This is a genomic window from Sporosarcina sp. FSL K6-3508 (assembly GCF_038615825.1).
Classification (GTDB): Bacteria; Bacillota; Bacilli; order Bacillales_A; family Planococcaceae; genus Sporosarcina; species Sporosarcina newyorkensis.
Map to the genome: position 1 here is coordinate 3035415 of NZ_CP152016.1, position 16616 is coordinate 3052030.

Consider the following 16616-nt stretch of genomic DNA (forward strand, 5'->3'; position numbering starts at 1 on the left):
AAAATGTTTTTTTCCAATTAAACAATTAGTTACACAAGATGAAATCTACATTTTTATGTAATTGGACAATACTTAAAGATGTTTATGTTTATCAGGGGGAGAACATTCCTTAAATTTCAAAAGCAGCAAAGCTTCCTTCTTCATCAAAGTTTGTCACATGTAACACTTTGTCTGAAAAGTATTCTGTTACATCTGTATGATTTCCAATCACGAGTGAAAGAACATTAAATTTCTTTTCTCTTTTCTTTTGATTAAATTCATTAAGAAAAGCTTCGCTGAGTTCATCTTCTCCATCGGTGATGAAAATTACATCCGCTTGTTTGAAACGGCTTTTGTTGATTACTTTCAACGTCTCATTCAACGGCAACTTGAAGTCTGTACCACCGCCCAGATAGGTACGCACCAGACGAATCAATTCAGGCGCTGTTATTTTTCCTTTTTCATATGTAAAGCTTTGTATGCTCGTGGAAAATAACACTACACAAAGATCTCTGCGTTGCTTTTTTGCGATGGCTAGTAGCGCTAATACGAAGCCTTTTGATTGGTTGTCCAGTAGCTTCATGCTACCGGACTGGTCCAAACAAATTACAATCGGACCTTTTCCCAACTGCTCACGCTTTTTCTGTTCGTATTGCATGATCTCTCCTTCTGCATAGCGACGTAGAAACTCATTCCTTACCGCAGGATGCGTATACAAGGCAAGTTCCATCGGAAGCAACCTTTCCAATTCATTCCCCAGCGTTACGTCCCTTCTTTCCATCGCAGCCGTATAATTCAGCTTTTGTTTATTCTGGGCAATCTGTTTGAATCGGCCTGCCCATTCTGCAATCTGCTGCATTTTGGGATCCGTCGCAATTTTCTCTGCCAAAGACAACTGATTACGTAATGGAATATTCTTTAAGTCTGCAGCACCTTTGCCCGCACTTAAGCCTCCCATTAAAGATATCAAACTCTCTTTTATCCGTATTGTTTCTTCCTTTGCTTCGTCTAATGCCTGTAAGAACCGGTCGCCATTCGTTTCAAATGTCAGCTGTAATTTCTCATCTAACTCAAGTGCAGCTCTTTCAAGTTCCTGTAAGGGCCCATTCTCTACCTCCTCTATTTCTTCTGATTGTTTACCCGGTAATTGTTCCCGTATTGCATTCAACAGCATCCCAAGCTCCTCGTCCTGCTGTTGTGAATCGTCCAACCACTCATTTATTTTTTCACCGAACTTCACGGTACAAATTGCAGCTGATAAGTCATCTAATCGTGTAAAGCGACGAAAGTTTTCGAACTGTTCATCGGACATGACCCTCTTTATTAGTGTTTGATTGGACTTCAATACCGCGTCAATCTCTCCAATAAGGATTCGGGGCTTCATCTTATACAAAGAAGCCCAAACATCGCTCAATAAAGGCTCCATCGTCGGCAGAATCCCTTCCGCTCTCACCTTTTGAAGTTCATCAGACATCTCAAATAGTTCCTTGAACCGTCGTTTGTCAAAAGCATCTGTATTCAGTACGGAACGTTGATCTTTAATTACTTTGCTTCTTTGCAAGAACTTCATCCTCCTTACATCCTGAAAAAGATACCACTCGACTTAACATTCTTATCCTTTTTCCGACCAGTATGATAAAAATATGCCGGATCCAGTGTGTTATTTTGGATCTCCTGGTACATTGATTTTACTTTATCGAGTACTTCGTCAATTTCCGACTTCCTGCTTTGGTTAGCTTCTTTAAGTTGATTTAGAGTAGACAGTAAATTATTCATTTTTTGAGTCGCTTCCATTCCTACTTCTGTTGAATGATCCCGAAATGTAGCATCTAGCACTTCTTCAGCCTCATTTTGTATGGAATCGAGCATTCGGACCACAGCGTCCTGTGCATGTCTGCGAACAATAATCGAGACGGTTTCTTTTTGATCGAGCGTTTCCCAGAGAGCGTGTTCAAGTATTAACACATCGTCAACCTGCACCGTTCTTCTTTGATTGATCAACGCTTTTGCTTGCAAAATGCATAATGATTGCTTGAATCTTCGGTCGGAAGGCTGAATTCCCTCGTCTTGCAGCTCTCTCCTGAGTTTCGCTAAGATCCCGTATATTTCATCAGGAATTACAACACGATCCGTCAATTCTTGAAGCTGCACTAAATCTTCCAACGTCATTGCCGGCATTTCTTTATTCTGTCCTGCATCTTTCATCATCGAGAGAAAATTCAATTCATCAGTAATGAAATTGATCTCGAAACGCAGAAGGAAACGGTCGAATAATGCTTCAAGACCTTCGCCGTCTTCTGGGTATTCATTGGAAGCACCGATGACGGACATCAAAGGAACTTCGGTAGGTGCGCTGTCATTATAGAAAAGCCGCTCATTAATCAAGGTCAGCAAACTATTTAAGATTGCAGAATTAGCCTTAAAGATTTCATCCAAAAACACCAAATGAGCTTCAGGCATTTTAGTCGCTGTATTCCGTTTATATATGCCTTTTTCGAGGTCTTTTAATGATAATGGGCCGAAGACTTCTTCCGGCGTGCTGAATCTAGTCAGTAACCATTGAAAGTATTTTGATCCTTCCACGATTTTCGCAAGTTCAGCAGACAAAGCAGATTTAGCTGTTCCCGCAGGTCCGATCAGAAGCACATGTTGCCTCGCGAGAAGTGCCACAAGAATTCCTTCCACTTCACTTTCGCGTTCATAAAACTTTGCATTCAATGACTGTCTGATTTCTTCCAACTTTAGTATATTTGTGTTCATCATTTTTATAACTCCTCGATTTGTTTGGTATGCAATTCGTCCTGTTGAATCGTTCTATATAACAGTTTGGTGGAAACTTCACCGATTTAACCTCATAGCTGCAATATATTTAGCGTCTATCATTTATCTGGTTAAACTTGATGCAATGTACGATATCTCCCACTTCTATTACACTTATCAAATTCAAATGAAACTATAAGAGATGTTAGTCGTATACTAAATAATTAAACTATTACTTAGAAAGGAATGTGTTGTATGAGATCATCCAACCCGAGTTTAGGGAAAGACACGTTTCGTGGACTAGAGGTTGATAGCGGTTCTACCATGACCATTCAAGGAACTGTGAATAAGACATTCATTCTGTTCTTGCTATTGAGCGCAACTGCATTCTTCACATGGACGCAATACTTTGCAGGCAAGGATATCCAAAGCCTGCTTTGGATCGGTCTATTGGGCGGTTTTGTAGTTGCTCTCATTACAATTTTCGTTAAAAAAGCAGCTCCTTATACCGCTCCCTTGTATGCATTGTTGGAAGGGCTTGTTATTGGCGGGATTTCTGCTATGTTCGAAACACAATTTGAAGGAATAACAACCCAGGCTATCTTGCTAACACTCGGTACTTTGCTTTCCCTCCTGTTTGCTTATCGCTCAGGATGGATCAAAGTGACTGAAAACTTCAAGCTAGGGGTATTTGCTGCAACGGGCGCCATCTTCTTCGTTTACATTGCCGACCTCATTCTTCGCTTTTTCGGGATGGGCGTCCCTTTCATACATGAAACGGGCCCTATCGGTATTATAATTTCTGTCGTCATTGTCATCGTTGCTGCATTGAACTTAGTTCTGGATTTTGATTTCATTGAAGAAGGTGTCAAACAACAGGCACCGAAGTATATGGAATGGTATGGCGCATTTGGATTGATGGTAACGTTGGTATGGCTGTATCTTGAAATATTGCGGTTGCTTTCCAAAATTCGAAGTAAATAAGTATATTTTAAACTTTAAAAAGATGAGCTCTTTACTATGTAGGCGAATGCCTAAAACTAGTTAAAGAGCTCATCTTTATTAATTGTATATAGATTCGAGTTTCCAAATCAATTTTAATCAGATTTTTCTTGTAGTATACATTCAGAAAAACCTATCAACTCCCCACAATAACCGAATTCCCTTTATTTCTTAAGGTCGATAAAATGCTCAACGCAGCGAGATAGCTTGTTTTCGGATTGTTGGGCATGGGTTCATTCTCGATCGTCAAACTCATCTTGCCGAAATCACCTATTGCTTCGATTGTATGCGTATTTCTTTTGACCAAAGGATCTGCGATGACACGTACTTTCGTTTGATCGGCTCCTAGCCCTGCAATCGACAGCAACAAGGCAACATTGACGTTTTTAGGGAATTTTTCGATAGCATTAAGCGCCATGCCGTCAAATAAACATTCTTCTTCATTTTTTAATTCCAAGCCCAATGATTCGTATGATTTCCTTGTCGTAATGCCGACTTCCTTCAATCCGCCAATCGAATTGGCCGATTGCAAAAGATCCAAACCGCCAATTGCGCCTGAAGGAAGATAAATATGCTGACCACAAACGCGTGCCAGGTCACTCATTTCCCGAAAAAACTTCACGTCTTTAAAGACCCCAATACTACTCAAAATGAGATCTTTGTTACTTCTTAAGACATCTTCCATATGCTGAATGGCCACTTCAATCGTAGCAGCTTCTATTACAATATCGACTGGGGAATTAATAAATTCCTGAAAATCCGTATAAAACTTTATACCATATTTTGTTTCCAACCGGGAACCCACTTCTTGATTCCGGCCAAATAGTGAAGTAATCTCGCCTTCCAGTTTTCCACCGGCATTTATACTTTCCAATAAATACTGCGCTATGTTGCCGGTTCCAATTACTCCGATTTTCATTTCACAACACCTCTTTCTCTATTATACAGAACCTTCTCTGTTCCTCTAATGAAAGACAGCAAAAAGTGCATACTTCTGAAACGACTTGTACGACAGGCGTTCACACTATCGTTTAGCGTCTAGTTCCCCCTGTTTTAAAACTATTCCAACTCGAGCTTCGTTATAGTAGTAGAAAGGCGGTGATGGCAAATGGATTCAGTAGATTTGGAAAAAGTCATGGATGAATACGGGGAACATCTACTGAAAATGGCTTGTTTTTATTTACGAGATCGGGAAACGGCGAAAGATATCGTACAGGAAGTATTCATTTCTTTTTATGGCACAGCAAACTACGAGGAACTAGGAAAGATTCGCGCATATTTAACGAAACTGACGGTCAATCGCTGTAAAGATTATTTGCGAAGCTGGTCATTTCGTCATCTGCAATTTGGTAAGGACTGGATCGAAACTATACATAACGAACGTGATCCATTAATTTTGCAAGAAGAGAAAGCAGAGATTGCAATCGCAGTATTGAAGCTCCCCATTAAGTATCGGGAAATTATACTCTTTTATTATTATGAAGAATACAACATGAGAGAGGTTGCTCAATTCCTCAATCTATCGGAAAACACGGTGAAAACGAGAATGATTAAAGCACGCAAATTACTTAAGAACACGTTGTCATCTGATTACTGGGAGGTGCTTTCCATTGAATGAAGTGAAAAGAAGCTTGGATAGGATTGTTGGAGATGTTACTACTGATAAAGAAGAATTGAAACAAAGAGTTCTTTCTGGAAAAAGAAAGTCTAAAAGAAAAAATCCTTTTCCTTTAGTTGCTACTGTTATTGTTATGACCGCTGTTCTTTTCTTTACATTCAATGTGTTCCAAGGAGAGTATTTGAAAAAGGATGGCAGTGAATATGAAGTGAATGAGGAGCTCTATGATCTTCTTCTGAAAAGCGAACAACACGAAATTGAAGACCCAGATGAATTGCGCACTGTTGTTATGCAAAGATTAGTAGAATCAGATTCCTTAATCGAATATGCAAAGTCACTTGGCTACGAAGCAGATGAGCAAGCAATGAAAGAAGAATTAGCGAAAGAGCAGCAAACCTTTTTCGAGGGTTTCAATGAAGAGGAACTGAATTCAGTCGAACAAACACAGCTCGAAAATTTCGGCTATACTTATGAACAATATTTTCAAACGATTCATAAGCATACTATTCAATTTACTGCGGCCGTGGAATGGCTAGATCATAATCCTCCCGCAGAACACACAACACAGCGTGAAGTGCTAGATGCCTTTCTAGGAACACATGCGGATGTGATCACTGAATTTATGGAGAAGAAACAAATCCCTCCTGCCGATCCTTCTTCTGTATACGTAGAGTTTGAGGGATTAGTCGCAGCTATCGAAAACCGTCGAGTATTGGTTGTCCAAGGAGTGGAGAAAGATCAAATCGAAGGAATGTCGGCTGAAGAAATTCAAGATGCAGCGTATGATTCCGCTTGGTTTGAGTTTGATGAAACGATTGAGCAACTTGCACTATATAGGCAGATTAACGTAACATTTGATCCATTGTCGTATCCAGTCTCTCAAGCAGAACAAGAAAAAGTGTTTGAAGATGTGAGTGGGTGGGAATAAGTGAACAACTTACAAAAGCGTTAACTCCGCTAATGAGGAGTTAACGCTTTTTATATGAAATATCCTATTTTTTCTCAATCCGTATCCTAGTTAGACAGACTGACAGTATCCGATTTGCTACGGTCATTACCTAAAAGATCCAATAAGACTTTAGGAATCGAAAACTGTTGATCGTTAATAGTAAGCTGTGTTGCACTTTCTTCTTCATCCTTCACATTCATTGCTGCCATTTCAAGATGAAGACGCTCCATCTTATGATCTAGTGCAATTGCAGATTCGGCAGCTTCCTTTAATTCTCTTAACAGATGAGGTGGAACTGATTTGTTGTGTTTATAATATATTTTATGTTCCAAACTTGCCCAGAAATCCATGGCGATTGTACGGATTTGGATTTCCACAGCAACATGTTCTTCTCGATCTGACATAAAGACTGGTATTTCTACTAAAATATGCAGACTGCGATAACCATTTGATTTCGGGTTTTTAATATAATCCTTGATCTCTAAGACTTTAAGATCTCTTTGGCGCTGTAACATATCACTTATCTGATAAATGTCTGAAATGAAAGAGCAGGTAATTCGTAAGCCCGCTATATCCTTCACATTTCTTTTTATGTTTGAAAAAGTAATGTCGTGTCCTTTTCTTTGAAGTTTATTCAGTATACTTTCAGGTGACTTTACTCGCGACTTCGTATTTTCAATTGGATTGTAATCGTGTAAAATACGAAATTCTTCTTTCAATATATCTATTTTTGTTTCTAATTCATTCAGTGCAAATTTATACATCAACATAAATCTTGATAATTCATTTCTCATACTTTTCAATTGTTCTACCTGATATTGATCCATCCTATTATCGCTCCAGTTCCAAGCGCCAGCCTCTTGGGTCGTTTCGACTCTGCCAAAAAGGCAAAGAACGCCTTTGTGGTAGAGCCTCCAACGCCTGTCGAGGCTAGACGGCGCTTTCCACTTTTGGTTAGACAGCTGGTTTATCAGAAAACTGACTGTTGTAGAGATCCGCATAAAATCCTTGTTGATCCAATAATTCTTCATGCGTTCCCTGCTCAATGACTTTTCCTTGGTCCATCACTAAAATTAAATCTGCGCCTTGTATTGTAGACAGGCGGTGTGCGATGACGAAGCTGGTTCTGCCTTTCATTAACTGGTTCATTGCTTGCTGAATTAGCAACTCCGTTCGGGTATCGACACTCGACGTTGCTTCATCCAGAATCATAATTGTTGGATTAGCGAGAACAGCGCGTGCAATTGTAATCAGCTGTTTCTGTCCTTGTGAAACATTCGATGCATCTTCATTTAAGACGGTATCATAGCCTTCTGGAAGCGTCCGAATGAATTGATCCGCACGTGTGACTTGTGCCGCTTCGTAGATTTGTTCATCAGTCGCATGTTTATTCCCATAGGCGATATTGTCTTTGATCGTGCCATTAAACAGCCACGTGTCTTGCAATACCATTCCAAAAGTCGTCCGCAAATCTTCGCGTGACATCTTTCGCGTATCCATACCATCAATTTTGATTGTCCCGTTATTTAGCTCGTAGAAGCGCATGAGCAAGTTAATGATCGTCGTCTTCCCTGCACCTGTTGGCCCGACAATGGCGACGGTCTGACCGGGAGCCACATGAACATTCATATCTTTAATCAATAATTCGTCTGCGTAACCGAAGTCTACATGCTCAAAGTCCACTTCACCTTTTGCATGTTGCAAACGCACTGTGGTCACTTCGCTAATTTCCTCTTCCTCATCCAACAACTCAAATACCCGCTCTGCTGCTGCGATCGTGGATTGAATAATATTCGCGATGTTCGCCGTTTGCGTAATCGGCTGTGTAAATTGCTTCATATACGTAATGAACGCTTGAATATCACCAATTGAAATCGCACGCTGCGTAACTAATATCCCACCGATTACACAAATCAGTACATAGCTTAAGTTCCCGATCAGCGTCATCGCCGGCATGATAATACCTGAAATAAATTGGGCACGCCGTCCTGCGTCGTATAGCTGTTCATTAACATCTTCAAATTCAGCAATAGCCTTTTTCTCGTGACCAAATACTTTAACAACTTGATGACCTGTGTACATTTCTTCAATATGGCCGTTCAAATTTCCTAGCGTCCTTTGCTGATCCGCGAAGTGCTTTTGAGAACGTTTCAAAAACGGACGAATTACAAAGATGGATAACGGTAGTGTCACGAGCGCAATAATCGTCAGCATCGGACTGATCCATAACATCATCGCAAGAATACCGACAATCGTCACGACCGATGTGATAAACTGCGTAATTGTTTGCTGCAAAGTACTGCCGATTGTATCGATATCATTCGTCATACGGCTTAATGTATCACCAAAAGGATGCCCATCGTAATACTTAAGCGGAAGTTTCTCCAGCTTATGATTGACATCTTCACGTAAATCGAAGACCGTCTTTTGAGATACACTGGCCATAATGAACTGTTGAATGTAGCTGAATACGCTGCTCGTAACGTACAAGCCTGCTAGCAATAATAGCAATTTGCCAATTGCTCCGAAATCGATAGACGCATCAGGAATTCCATTAAACTTTCCATACGCACCTTCAAATAGCTCAGTAATGGCATTCCCCATCACCTTCGGACCCAGAACCATAAAAACCGTACTCAAAACTGCTGCAAAAAACACGGTGATTAACTTGCCGCGATGAGGTTTCAAATAGCCTAATAGTCTACGAAAAGTTCCTTTAAAATCTTTTGGCTTCTGACCCGCCATCATCATATTTCCGCCGCCAGGACCACCGCCCGGTCCGCCGTGAGATGGTCGCTGTTTATGTTCGCTCATGCGATATCCTCCTCTGTCAGCTGAGATTCGACGATTTCTTGGTACACTTCATTTGTTTGAAGTAGTTCTTCATGCGTCCCAATCCCTGCAACTTTTCCATGATCGAGGACGATGATTCGATCCGCATCCATCACTGAACTTACGCGCTGTGCAACGATTACGACAGTTGCATCTTTCGTTTCTTCTTTTAATGCCGCACGTAAATTGGCATCGGTCTTGTAGTCGAGTGCTGAAAAGCTATCATCAAATACATATATATCTGGTTTGCGAACGAGCGCACGTGCAATCGCAAGACGCTGCTTTTGTCCACCGGATAAATTCGAACCGCCTTGTGAAATAACGGATTCATATCCATCTTTCAATTGCTCAATGAAACTGGTTGCTTGTGCAATCTCAGCCGCATGTTCAATTTCACTTTGTGTTGCATCTTCTTTACCAAAACGGATATTTTCTGCAATCGTCCCTGAAAAGAGCAAAGCTTTTTGAGGGACAAAGCCAATTTTCGAACGGATTTCTTCCTGTGAGGAATCTTTAATTTCCACACCGTTAACTCGGATCGTTCCGCTCGCCACTTCATAGAATCGCGGAATTAAATTAACCAATGTTGTTTTTCCGGCTCCCGTACCGCCGATAATTGCAGTCACTTCTCCAGCTTTTGATTTAAAACTAATATTCGATAATGCTTGCTCTTCAGCGCCTGGATAGCTAAATGATACTTGATCAAACTGAAGTGTCGCGCGTTCCCTGTCCGCCTTTTCTGTCCCTTCATCCAAAAATGTCGGTTCCATTTCAAGCACTTCATTAATCCGGTTCGCGGAAACTGCAGCACGTGGAATCATGATAAACATCATTGAAGCCATGACAAGCGACGACATAATCAGCATTACATATTGAATATATGCCATTAAATCTCCTATCTGCATGGCCCCATTATCAATTCGGATTCCACCGAACCAAATGATTCCTACAACAGTCAAATTCATTACGAGCATCATAACCGGCATCATAAACGCCATCACTTTGTTTACTTTAATCGAAACGTCTCGTAAATCCTCATTTGCTCCGCGCAATCGAACTTGCTCATCTTTTTCACGGTTAAACGCGCGAACGACCCGCACACCCGTTAGATTCTCACGTAATACTAGATTCAAACGATCGATTCTTTTTTGAACAGCTTTGAAGAGTGGAATCCCTTTGTGCAGTATAAATAAAATTAACCCGACTAACAACGGCATGGTCGCTACGATGACAAGCGATAATTTCATGTCCTTGGATAACGCCATGATCAAACCGCCAACAAACATAATCGGTGCGGTTAACACCATACGAAGAATCATAATGACCACTTGCTGCACTTGTGTAATGTCATTGGTCGTCCTCGTGATAAGGGAGGCCGTGCCTAATTTATCAAAGTCTTGCTGTGAAAAATTCTCAACATGAGTAAATACTTTGCGACGAATGTCCCTGCCCAGTCCCATCGCAGTTTTTGATGAGTAAAAGCTGACGGCAATGGATGCTATAGCACTAAGTGCAGAGACTACGAGCATCAGTCCGCCGATCTTCCATATGTAGGGGATGTCTCCTACCACAACACCTTTATCGATAATATCCGCCATCAGCGTCGGCAAATACAATTCGGACATTGCCTGAATGAAAACAAGTCCAAAGATTGCAGCGACCATCCATTTATAGACGGATAAATTTTTCAGGATTTTAATCATTCTATGGATTCCTCAATTCTTTAGAGATTTAGAAGCACAGCGATTTTAGAAGAAGCTGACCATGAGTAATCACTTACATGTGACAACGTGTCACTCGTTACTACTAATTTATAATAAATGACGCAAGACAGCATGTCAACGAATAGATGACATGCTGTCACTTTTTATATTGACACGTCCCACGCCGCGATTTATCATAGATTTATGACGTATTATCGCTTACCAATTTGAGTGGGAGGCCAATCATGCCAAAGCAAACTTTTTTTAATTTACCTGCTGAAAAACAAGATAACTTACTGAATGCAGCGAAGAAAGAATTTTCCAGAGTTCCATTACATGAAGCAGTCATTTCCAATATTATTAAAAGCGCAAAAATACCGAGGGGAAGTTTTTATCAATATTTCGAGGATTTAGAGGACTTATTTTTCTATATTTTAGAGGAATATGTAAAGCGAAATAATGAGAGGTTTACCTTGCAACTAAAACTGAACAATGGGGACTTGCTAGATACTTTTATTAGTGTCTTTAAATCGATGCTACATGATTTCCAAAGTGAAGAGCACCGTATCTTCTTTAAAAACGCGTTTTTAAATATGAATCATAAAGTGGGAAAGGCATTTACAAACCATACCGACTTGGAAAACTTTATGGCTCGGCGATCAGAGCTTTTGGAATTAGTTGACACCAAAAAAATGGCTATCGAGAATGAACGAGAATTACTTCACCTGATGAATATAATCAAAGCTGTGACATTCCAAAATATAGTTCAAAGCTTTGCTATGCAACTAACTCCTGATGAAGCGTTAAAAAGATACACACTAGAAATTAATATGTTGAAAAGAGGTCTATACCAAAACGATTAATCTATTTCTTTACACTGCACAATGAAAAAAAGGTACATGCAAAATAAATTTGCAAGTACCTAACGTATAATAATAATTTTCATTTCACTACCGTAACAGGACAGTCCACATGCTTCAATACTTTGTGACTGACACTTCCAAGCACCATCTCTTGGAACGCATTCAAACCACGGCTGCCGATGACGAGTTTGTCTATTTTCTCCGCGTTCACATACTTGATGATTTCCAGGCTCGGATTCCCTTTCAGCATCGTGCTTCTTGCATTTACGCCTGCCTCTCGTGCATACTCTAAAATCGGTTGCACTTTTTGCTCACGTTTTAGCGATAGGCTTTCCGGACTCTGCGACAGCAGCCGCTCATCTTTTGCCTTACTATAATCCTGTACATAGATAATCTCTAAATTTGCTCCAGGCAAGTATTGAGCAAGCATAACAGCATGTTTTGCGGCACGCAGAGCATTTTCAGAACCATCGACCGCTACAGCTATCTTCATATAAATTCCCCCTCAGAGTAATTTTTTATATAAAATTTCACTGGAAGCATTCAATCCTCGAATAGTAACATCCGTACCTTTCGCCTCCAGCTTCTGCTTCACCTTGAATATTGCCCCGACTGCAGATTCATCCCAAAGCTGGCTATCTCCAAAATCGATGATGATTTCCTTTTCTGCCGTATCATCAAATGATTGAATGAATTTTGTAGTGGAGGCAAAAAACAATGGCCCTTTAATCCGGTATACCCCTGCATTTTTCGTCACTGTCACACGAGATATTTTAGCGACAAAGAACAGTGCGCTTAAAATCACACCAATCACCACGCCAATCGCTAAATTATGTGTATATAAAATAATCGCAACGGTAATCAGCATTACAATTGATTCCGATTTCGGTGCTTGTCTCAAAAACTTGAATGATCCCCAATTAAACGTTGTCATACTTACCATAATCATGACTCCGGCAAGAACAGGCATTGGAATTTTGACAACCACATCTCCCAAAACAATAATTAAAAAAATCAGGAACACGCCTGCAGTCAATGTGGATAAACGTCCCATGCCTCCTGATTTAATATTGATGACCGACTGACCAATCAACGCACAGCCTGCCATGCCGCCAAAAAAACCAGTGATGAAGTTGGCGATCCCTTGTCCGCGCGCTTCTCTATTTTTATTACTCGGTGTAGCCGTCATATCGTCCAACACCTGAGATGTCAGTAATGATTCCAGTAAACCGACAACCGATAAAGCCAAGGAATACGGCAGAATTATTTTCAGCGTTTCGAGGTTCAGCGGGATATCCGGCAGAAAAAACATAGGCAATGAACTTGGCATTGTTCCCAAATCCCCGATCGTCTGCAATTTCACTCCACTTAAAAGGGCTACTGTCGTCATAACGACAATCGCAATCAACGGTGCAGGAATTGCCGTGAAAAACCGCGGAACTGCATACACTAAAATTAAAGTAACCACTGCGAATATATAGGTCATCATGCTCGACCCAAGCAAATAGGGCATTTGCGTAATAAAAATCATAATTCCCAAGGCATTGACGAATCCGAGCATGACGGAGTTTGGAATGAAGCGCATTAAATTCGCAACACCCAGACTCCCTAAGATTAATTGAATAATCCCTGTTAAAATAGTGGCTGCAAGTACATATTGTAAGCCGTGATTCGCCATCAAACTGACAAGAACCAAAGCCATCGCACCAGTCGCAGCTGAAATTAGACCGGGACGGCCGCCAACAAATGATGTGATGACCGCAATGGTGAAGGAAGCATAGAGCGCGACACGCGGATCGACACCGACGATAAACGCAAAAGCCAGAGCTTCCGGAATAAGTGCCAGTCCTACAACAATGCCTGCCAAAAGATCAGCACGGACATTCCCAAGCCATTGCTGTTTAAAAGTATGCATATTGTTCTCCTCTCATGATGTTCCAACTAATTTAACTCCATAATTGAATGGTATTAGCTTATCATCTACAATTCCATAAATAAATAGTACACTGCAAGCTATCTAATTGCATGCATACTTCTTCATTATATCGTTACTTGGGTGATCTCACCCTCACCTTTACCATTACTTTGCTCAGCCTTTTATTAACTATATTTTTAGTCTTTCCTACCACTCTATAGATAACAACAGAAATAAATGGTATAATTGAATTACTTACTTATTACTTTTAGTTCTATTTAAACATCAATAGTTCTTCAGTTTTATAGGTAAAAGAAACTCTATGAAATAAGAAGGGAATAAGGATAATAATGGGCACATTCAAAAGCATACGGGGAAAAATGTTGTTTGGATTTTCTACTGTAGTCATTTTAATTGTTTTATTAGGTGTTTATATCGTTTACACATTAAATCATTCTAATAACTTAACGAAAGCGGTTTTAGATAAAGAACTGCCACTTTTAATTATAGATGAACAGCTATCTCTGGATATGGCGAATCAACTCGCAGCGTCTCGTGGTTTCATTCTAACAGGTGACGACAGTTTTAAAGAGTTGTTTAATAGCTACACCGAAAAAAGTGAAAATCGTCAATCATCTTTAAAAAAACTAGGGGGAACCCAAGAAAGTATTAACCTATTCGAAAGAACGGTTGAATGGCGTAATTTTGTTACTGAACAAGTATTCGCTGAATATGAAAGAGGAAATGAAGAGGAAGCTCTTCGTAATGTTATGTCGATGACTGATGAAGCTCGTAGTTTAATGTCGTCTTACGAAGAAGCAGCTAAAAACCGAGAAAATTTTATTATTGATTTAGAGAAAAATATGCTAGCAAACGGGAAAACGACATTACTTATTGTCACTGGAGTAATTGTTCTAGTCATTCTTTTAAGCATAGCCACGGCTATAATTACAGCTAACTCGATTTCAAGACCACTCCGAATCGTCATGAATCGAATGAAACTCATTACGAGCGGAGATTTAAGTAGCGAGCCTATGGAAACACATCTTAAAGATGAAATCGGCCAATTAATCGCATCGACGAATGAAATGAGTGCCAGCACTCGTCATTTATTAGATGAAATCAATCATGTGGCCGAAACTGTGTCTACACAAAGTGAAGAATTGACTCAATCAGCAAATGAAGTAAAAGCAGGCACGGCCCAAATTGCCATAACGATGGAAGACTTAGCAAACGGCACAGAGTCTCAAGCCGATAACGCCACGATTTTGTCATCCTCCATGGAAACTTTCGTAGCAAAAGTGATGGAAGCCAATGAAAATGGTATGCATGTACAAAAATCTTCCACTTCGGTTCTTGAGATGACGAACCAAGGAAGTGAATTGATGACTTCTTCTTCCAAGCAAATGGCTGTGATTGATCAAATCGTTCACGATGCCGTTGTTAAAGTAGAAGGATTGGATCAGCACACGCAAGAAATCTCTGAACTAGTTTCTGTCATTCAAGACATTGCGGGCCAGACGAATTTATTGGCATTGAATGCCGCAATTGAGGCTGCGCGAGCTGGCGAGCATGGGAAAGGCTTCGCAGTCGTAGCGGATGAAGTGAGAAAACTTGCAGAGCAATCTTCTTCATCTGTCACAAACATTACAGATATCGTCAACCGCATTCAAAATGAATCCAGAACAGTAACAGATTCACTGCAGGACGGGTATAAAGAAGTCGAAGAAGGAACAAGCCAAATTAAACAAACGGGTGAAACATTCGATAAAATCAGTACAGCTGTTACAGAAATGGCGAATCGAATTCGCAGTATAGCTGAAGACTTAAACGACATTTCAGCAAATGGCCAGGAAATGCGCAGCTCTATAGAAGAAATTGCAGCAATTACCGAGCAATCTGCAGCAGGGGTCGAAGAAACTTCTGCCTCATCCGAACAAGCAAGCAGCTCCATGGAGGAAGTAGCTAATAACTCCAATGATTTAGCAAAACTAGCAGAGGAATTGAATCTACTGATGCAACGATTCAAACTCTAAAATCGCATATCTTTTCAAATGCACCGATAATAGCGTCTTCTCTAATTACAGAGTAGACGCTTTTTGAACGACAATAACACAGCCACAAATTCTTACTTTTTCACATGTAGTCTATTGCGCCTCAGGTTGCCAGATAAATTAGACTGTTGTATACTATGACTGCTTACATAATTGTCCGTACGGGTGCTTGAGTGAATCAGGCTGAGATAGCAGATAAAACCACTGCTGACCGTTAATCTGATCTGGGTAATGCCAGCGTAGAGAGCGTTCGAAGGGAATATCCGGGACCTGCATGTCCCCTCCTCGGCTGTCTGCTCTTTCAGACGGCTTTTTTGTATAGGCAAAAAAAGAAGGAGTGGGATCTATTGAAAAGATTGAAATTCACAGATTTATTGATCACGATTATGATCGGGGTCGTTTTCGGAATCCTGATGAAGTTCTGGGATGATCTGTATACCGTTGTAAAGCCGATCCTGCCAGTTGCACGTCAGCTGATTTATGGAATGTGGTTCATGGTCGGTCCATTTGCTTATCTGCTCATCCGTAAACCCGGTACAGCGCTGATCGCAAGTATTGCAGGGGCTAGTTTATCCGCATTTGCCGGGCATGGCATCGAAGTTCTAATGTATGGTTTCGTTCAGGGACTTGCAGCAGAATTGCTGTTTGCAGCGTTCCGTTATAAACGCTTCTCAATGGTAGTTGCTGGATTAGCGGGCGTCGCTTCATGCCTGGCCAGCTTTACGCTCGACTTGTTCTATGGTTATGCAGCACTTGAAACGTGGGCACTTATCGTGAAATATGGACTACGTGCCATCAGTGCATTCATCTTCACTGGGATTTTCGCCGTGCTGATCGTCCGGGCACTCGAAGCAACTGGTGTGACGTCTTTAATTCGTCCAGTTGATAAAAAAGAATATACGATGCTGGATCGGTAAATTTTGATGAATTATTCGAATAGA

The 16616-nt window shown here is 40.6% G+C and carries 14 protein-coding genes and 1 riboswitch; of the genes, 6 read left to right on the forward strand and 8 right to left on the reverse strand.

Annotation, left to right across the window (positions count from 1 at the left end; genetic code table 11):
• Positions 1-109: 109 nt before the first annotated feature.
• The gene (locus MKX97_RS15125; RefSeq protein ID WP_078818776.1) at positions 110-1549 is read right to left on the reverse strand and encodes a VWA domain-containing protein; all 1440 of its coding nucleotides are present in this window, start codon (positions 1547-1549) and stop codon (positions 110-112) included.
• 5 nt (positions 1550-1554) lie between these two features.
• The gene (locus MKX97_RS15130) at positions 1555-2742 is read right to left on the reverse strand and encodes an AAA family ATPase (protein ID WP_078818777.1); all 1188 of its coding nucleotides are present in this window, start codon (positions 2740-2742) and stop codon (positions 1555-1557) included.
• A 252-nt stretch (positions 2743-2994) separates the two neighbouring features.
• Here MKX97_RS15130 and MKX97_RS15135 point away from each other — a divergent pair, with 252 nt between their 5' ends.
• Entirely contained in the window at positions 2995-3723 is a 729-nt protein-coding gene (locus MKX97_RS15135) for a Bax inhibitor-1/YccA family protein (RefSeq protein ID WP_009498773.1), read from the forward strand.
• A 154-nt stretch (positions 3724-3877) separates the two neighbouring features.
• Here the strand turns inward: MKX97_RS15135 and nadX are convergent, their stop codons facing one another.
• Complete coding sequence (gene nadX / locus MKX97_RS15140; RefSeq protein WP_078818778.1) at positions 3878-4660, reverse strand: aspartate dehydrogenase; 783 nt, start codon at positions 4658-4660, stop codon at positions 3878-3880.
• 189 nt (positions 4661-4849) lie between these two features.
• Between nadX and MKX97_RS15145 the strand changes: the two genes are divergently transcribed.
• The gene (locus MKX97_RS15145; protein ID WP_342536368.1) at positions 4850-5359 is read left to right on the forward strand and encodes a sigma-70 family RNA polymerase sigma factor; all 510 of its coding nucleotides are present in this window, start codon (positions 4850-4852) and stop codon (positions 5357-5359) included.
• Position 5360: 1 nt separating this feature from the next.
• Positions 5361-6287, forward strand: coding sequence for a DUF3221 domain-containing protein (locus tag MKX97_RS15150; protein ID WP_342537518.1), 927 nt, complete (start codon positions 5361-5363; stop codon positions 6285-6287).
• Between the two features lie 86 nt (positions 6288-6373).
• On the opposite strand, the gene MKX97_RS15155 is transcribed toward MKX97_RS15150, so the two are convergent.
• The 3 genes from MKX97_RS15155 to MKX97_RS15165 all read right to left on the reverse strand — a co-directional run bounded on the left by MKX97_RS15155 (position 6374) and on the right by MKX97_RS15165 (position 10843).
• The gene (locus MKX97_RS15155) at positions 6374-7135 is read right to left on the reverse strand and encodes a GTP pyrophosphokinase family protein (protein WP_009498777.1); all 762 of its coding nucleotides are present in this window, start codon (positions 7133-7135) and stop codon (positions 6374-6376) included.
• Between the two features lie 127 nt (positions 7136-7262).
• On the reverse strand, positions 7263-9122 hold the full coding sequence (locus MKX97_RS15160) for an ABC transporter ATP-binding protein (protein WP_342536369.1): 1860 nt from the start codon (positions 9120-9122) through the stop codon (positions 7263-7265).
• On the reverse strand, positions 9119-10843 hold the full coding sequence (locus MKX97_RS15165) for an ABC transporter ATP-binding protein (protein ID WP_340760569.1): 1725 nt from the start codon (positions 10841-10843) through the stop codon (positions 9119-9121). The genes MKX97_RS15160 and MKX97_RS15165 overlap by 4 nt, the downstream gene beginning before the upstream one ends.
• Before the next feature lie 245 nt (positions 10844-11088).
• Here MKX97_RS15165 and MKX97_RS15170 point away from each other — a divergent pair, with 245 nt between their 5' ends.
• Positions 11089-11706 (forward strand): TetR family transcriptional regulator, encoded by a 618-nt coding sequence (locus tag MKX97_RS15170; RefSeq protein WP_342536370.1) that lies wholly within the window; start codon positions 11089-11091, stop codon positions 11704-11706.
• A gap of 79 nt (positions 11707-11785) precedes the next feature.
• Here the strand turns inward: MKX97_RS15170 and MKX97_RS15175 are convergent, their stop codons facing one another.
• Together MKX97_RS15175 and MKX97_RS15180 are read right to left on the reverse strand one after the other, a co-directional pair.
• The gene (locus MKX97_RS15175; protein WP_009498781.1) at positions 11786-12199 is read right to left on the reverse strand and encodes a universal stress protein; all 414 of its coding nucleotides are present in this window, start codon (positions 12197-12199) and stop codon (positions 11786-11788) included.
• Positions 12200-12211: 12 nt separating this feature from the next.
• Positions 12212-13621, reverse strand: a complete 1410-nt coding sequence (locus MKX97_RS15180; protein WP_342536371.1) for a SulP family inorganic anion transporter — start codon at positions 13619-13621, stop codon at positions 12212-12214.
• A gap of 350 nt (positions 13622-13971) precedes the next feature.
• On the opposite strand from MKX97_RS15180, the gene MKX97_RS15185 reads away from it, so the two are divergent.
• A complete protein-coding gene (locus MKX97_RS15185) occupies positions 13972-15657 on the forward strand; it encodes a methyl-accepting chemotaxis protein (protein WP_078818781.1) in 1686 nt (561 codons plus the stop codon).
• Between the two features lie 169 nt (positions 15658-15826).
• A riboswitch (TPP riboswitch) is annotated at positions 15827-15938 on the forward strand.
• Between the two features lie 84 nt (positions 15939-16022).
• Positions 16023-16592 (forward strand): ECF transporter S component, encoded by a 570-nt coding sequence (locus MKX97_RS15190; RefSeq protein ID WP_281250685.1) that lies wholly within the window; start codon positions 16023-16025, stop codon positions 16590-16592.
• Positions 16593-16616: the final 24 nt, after the last annotated feature.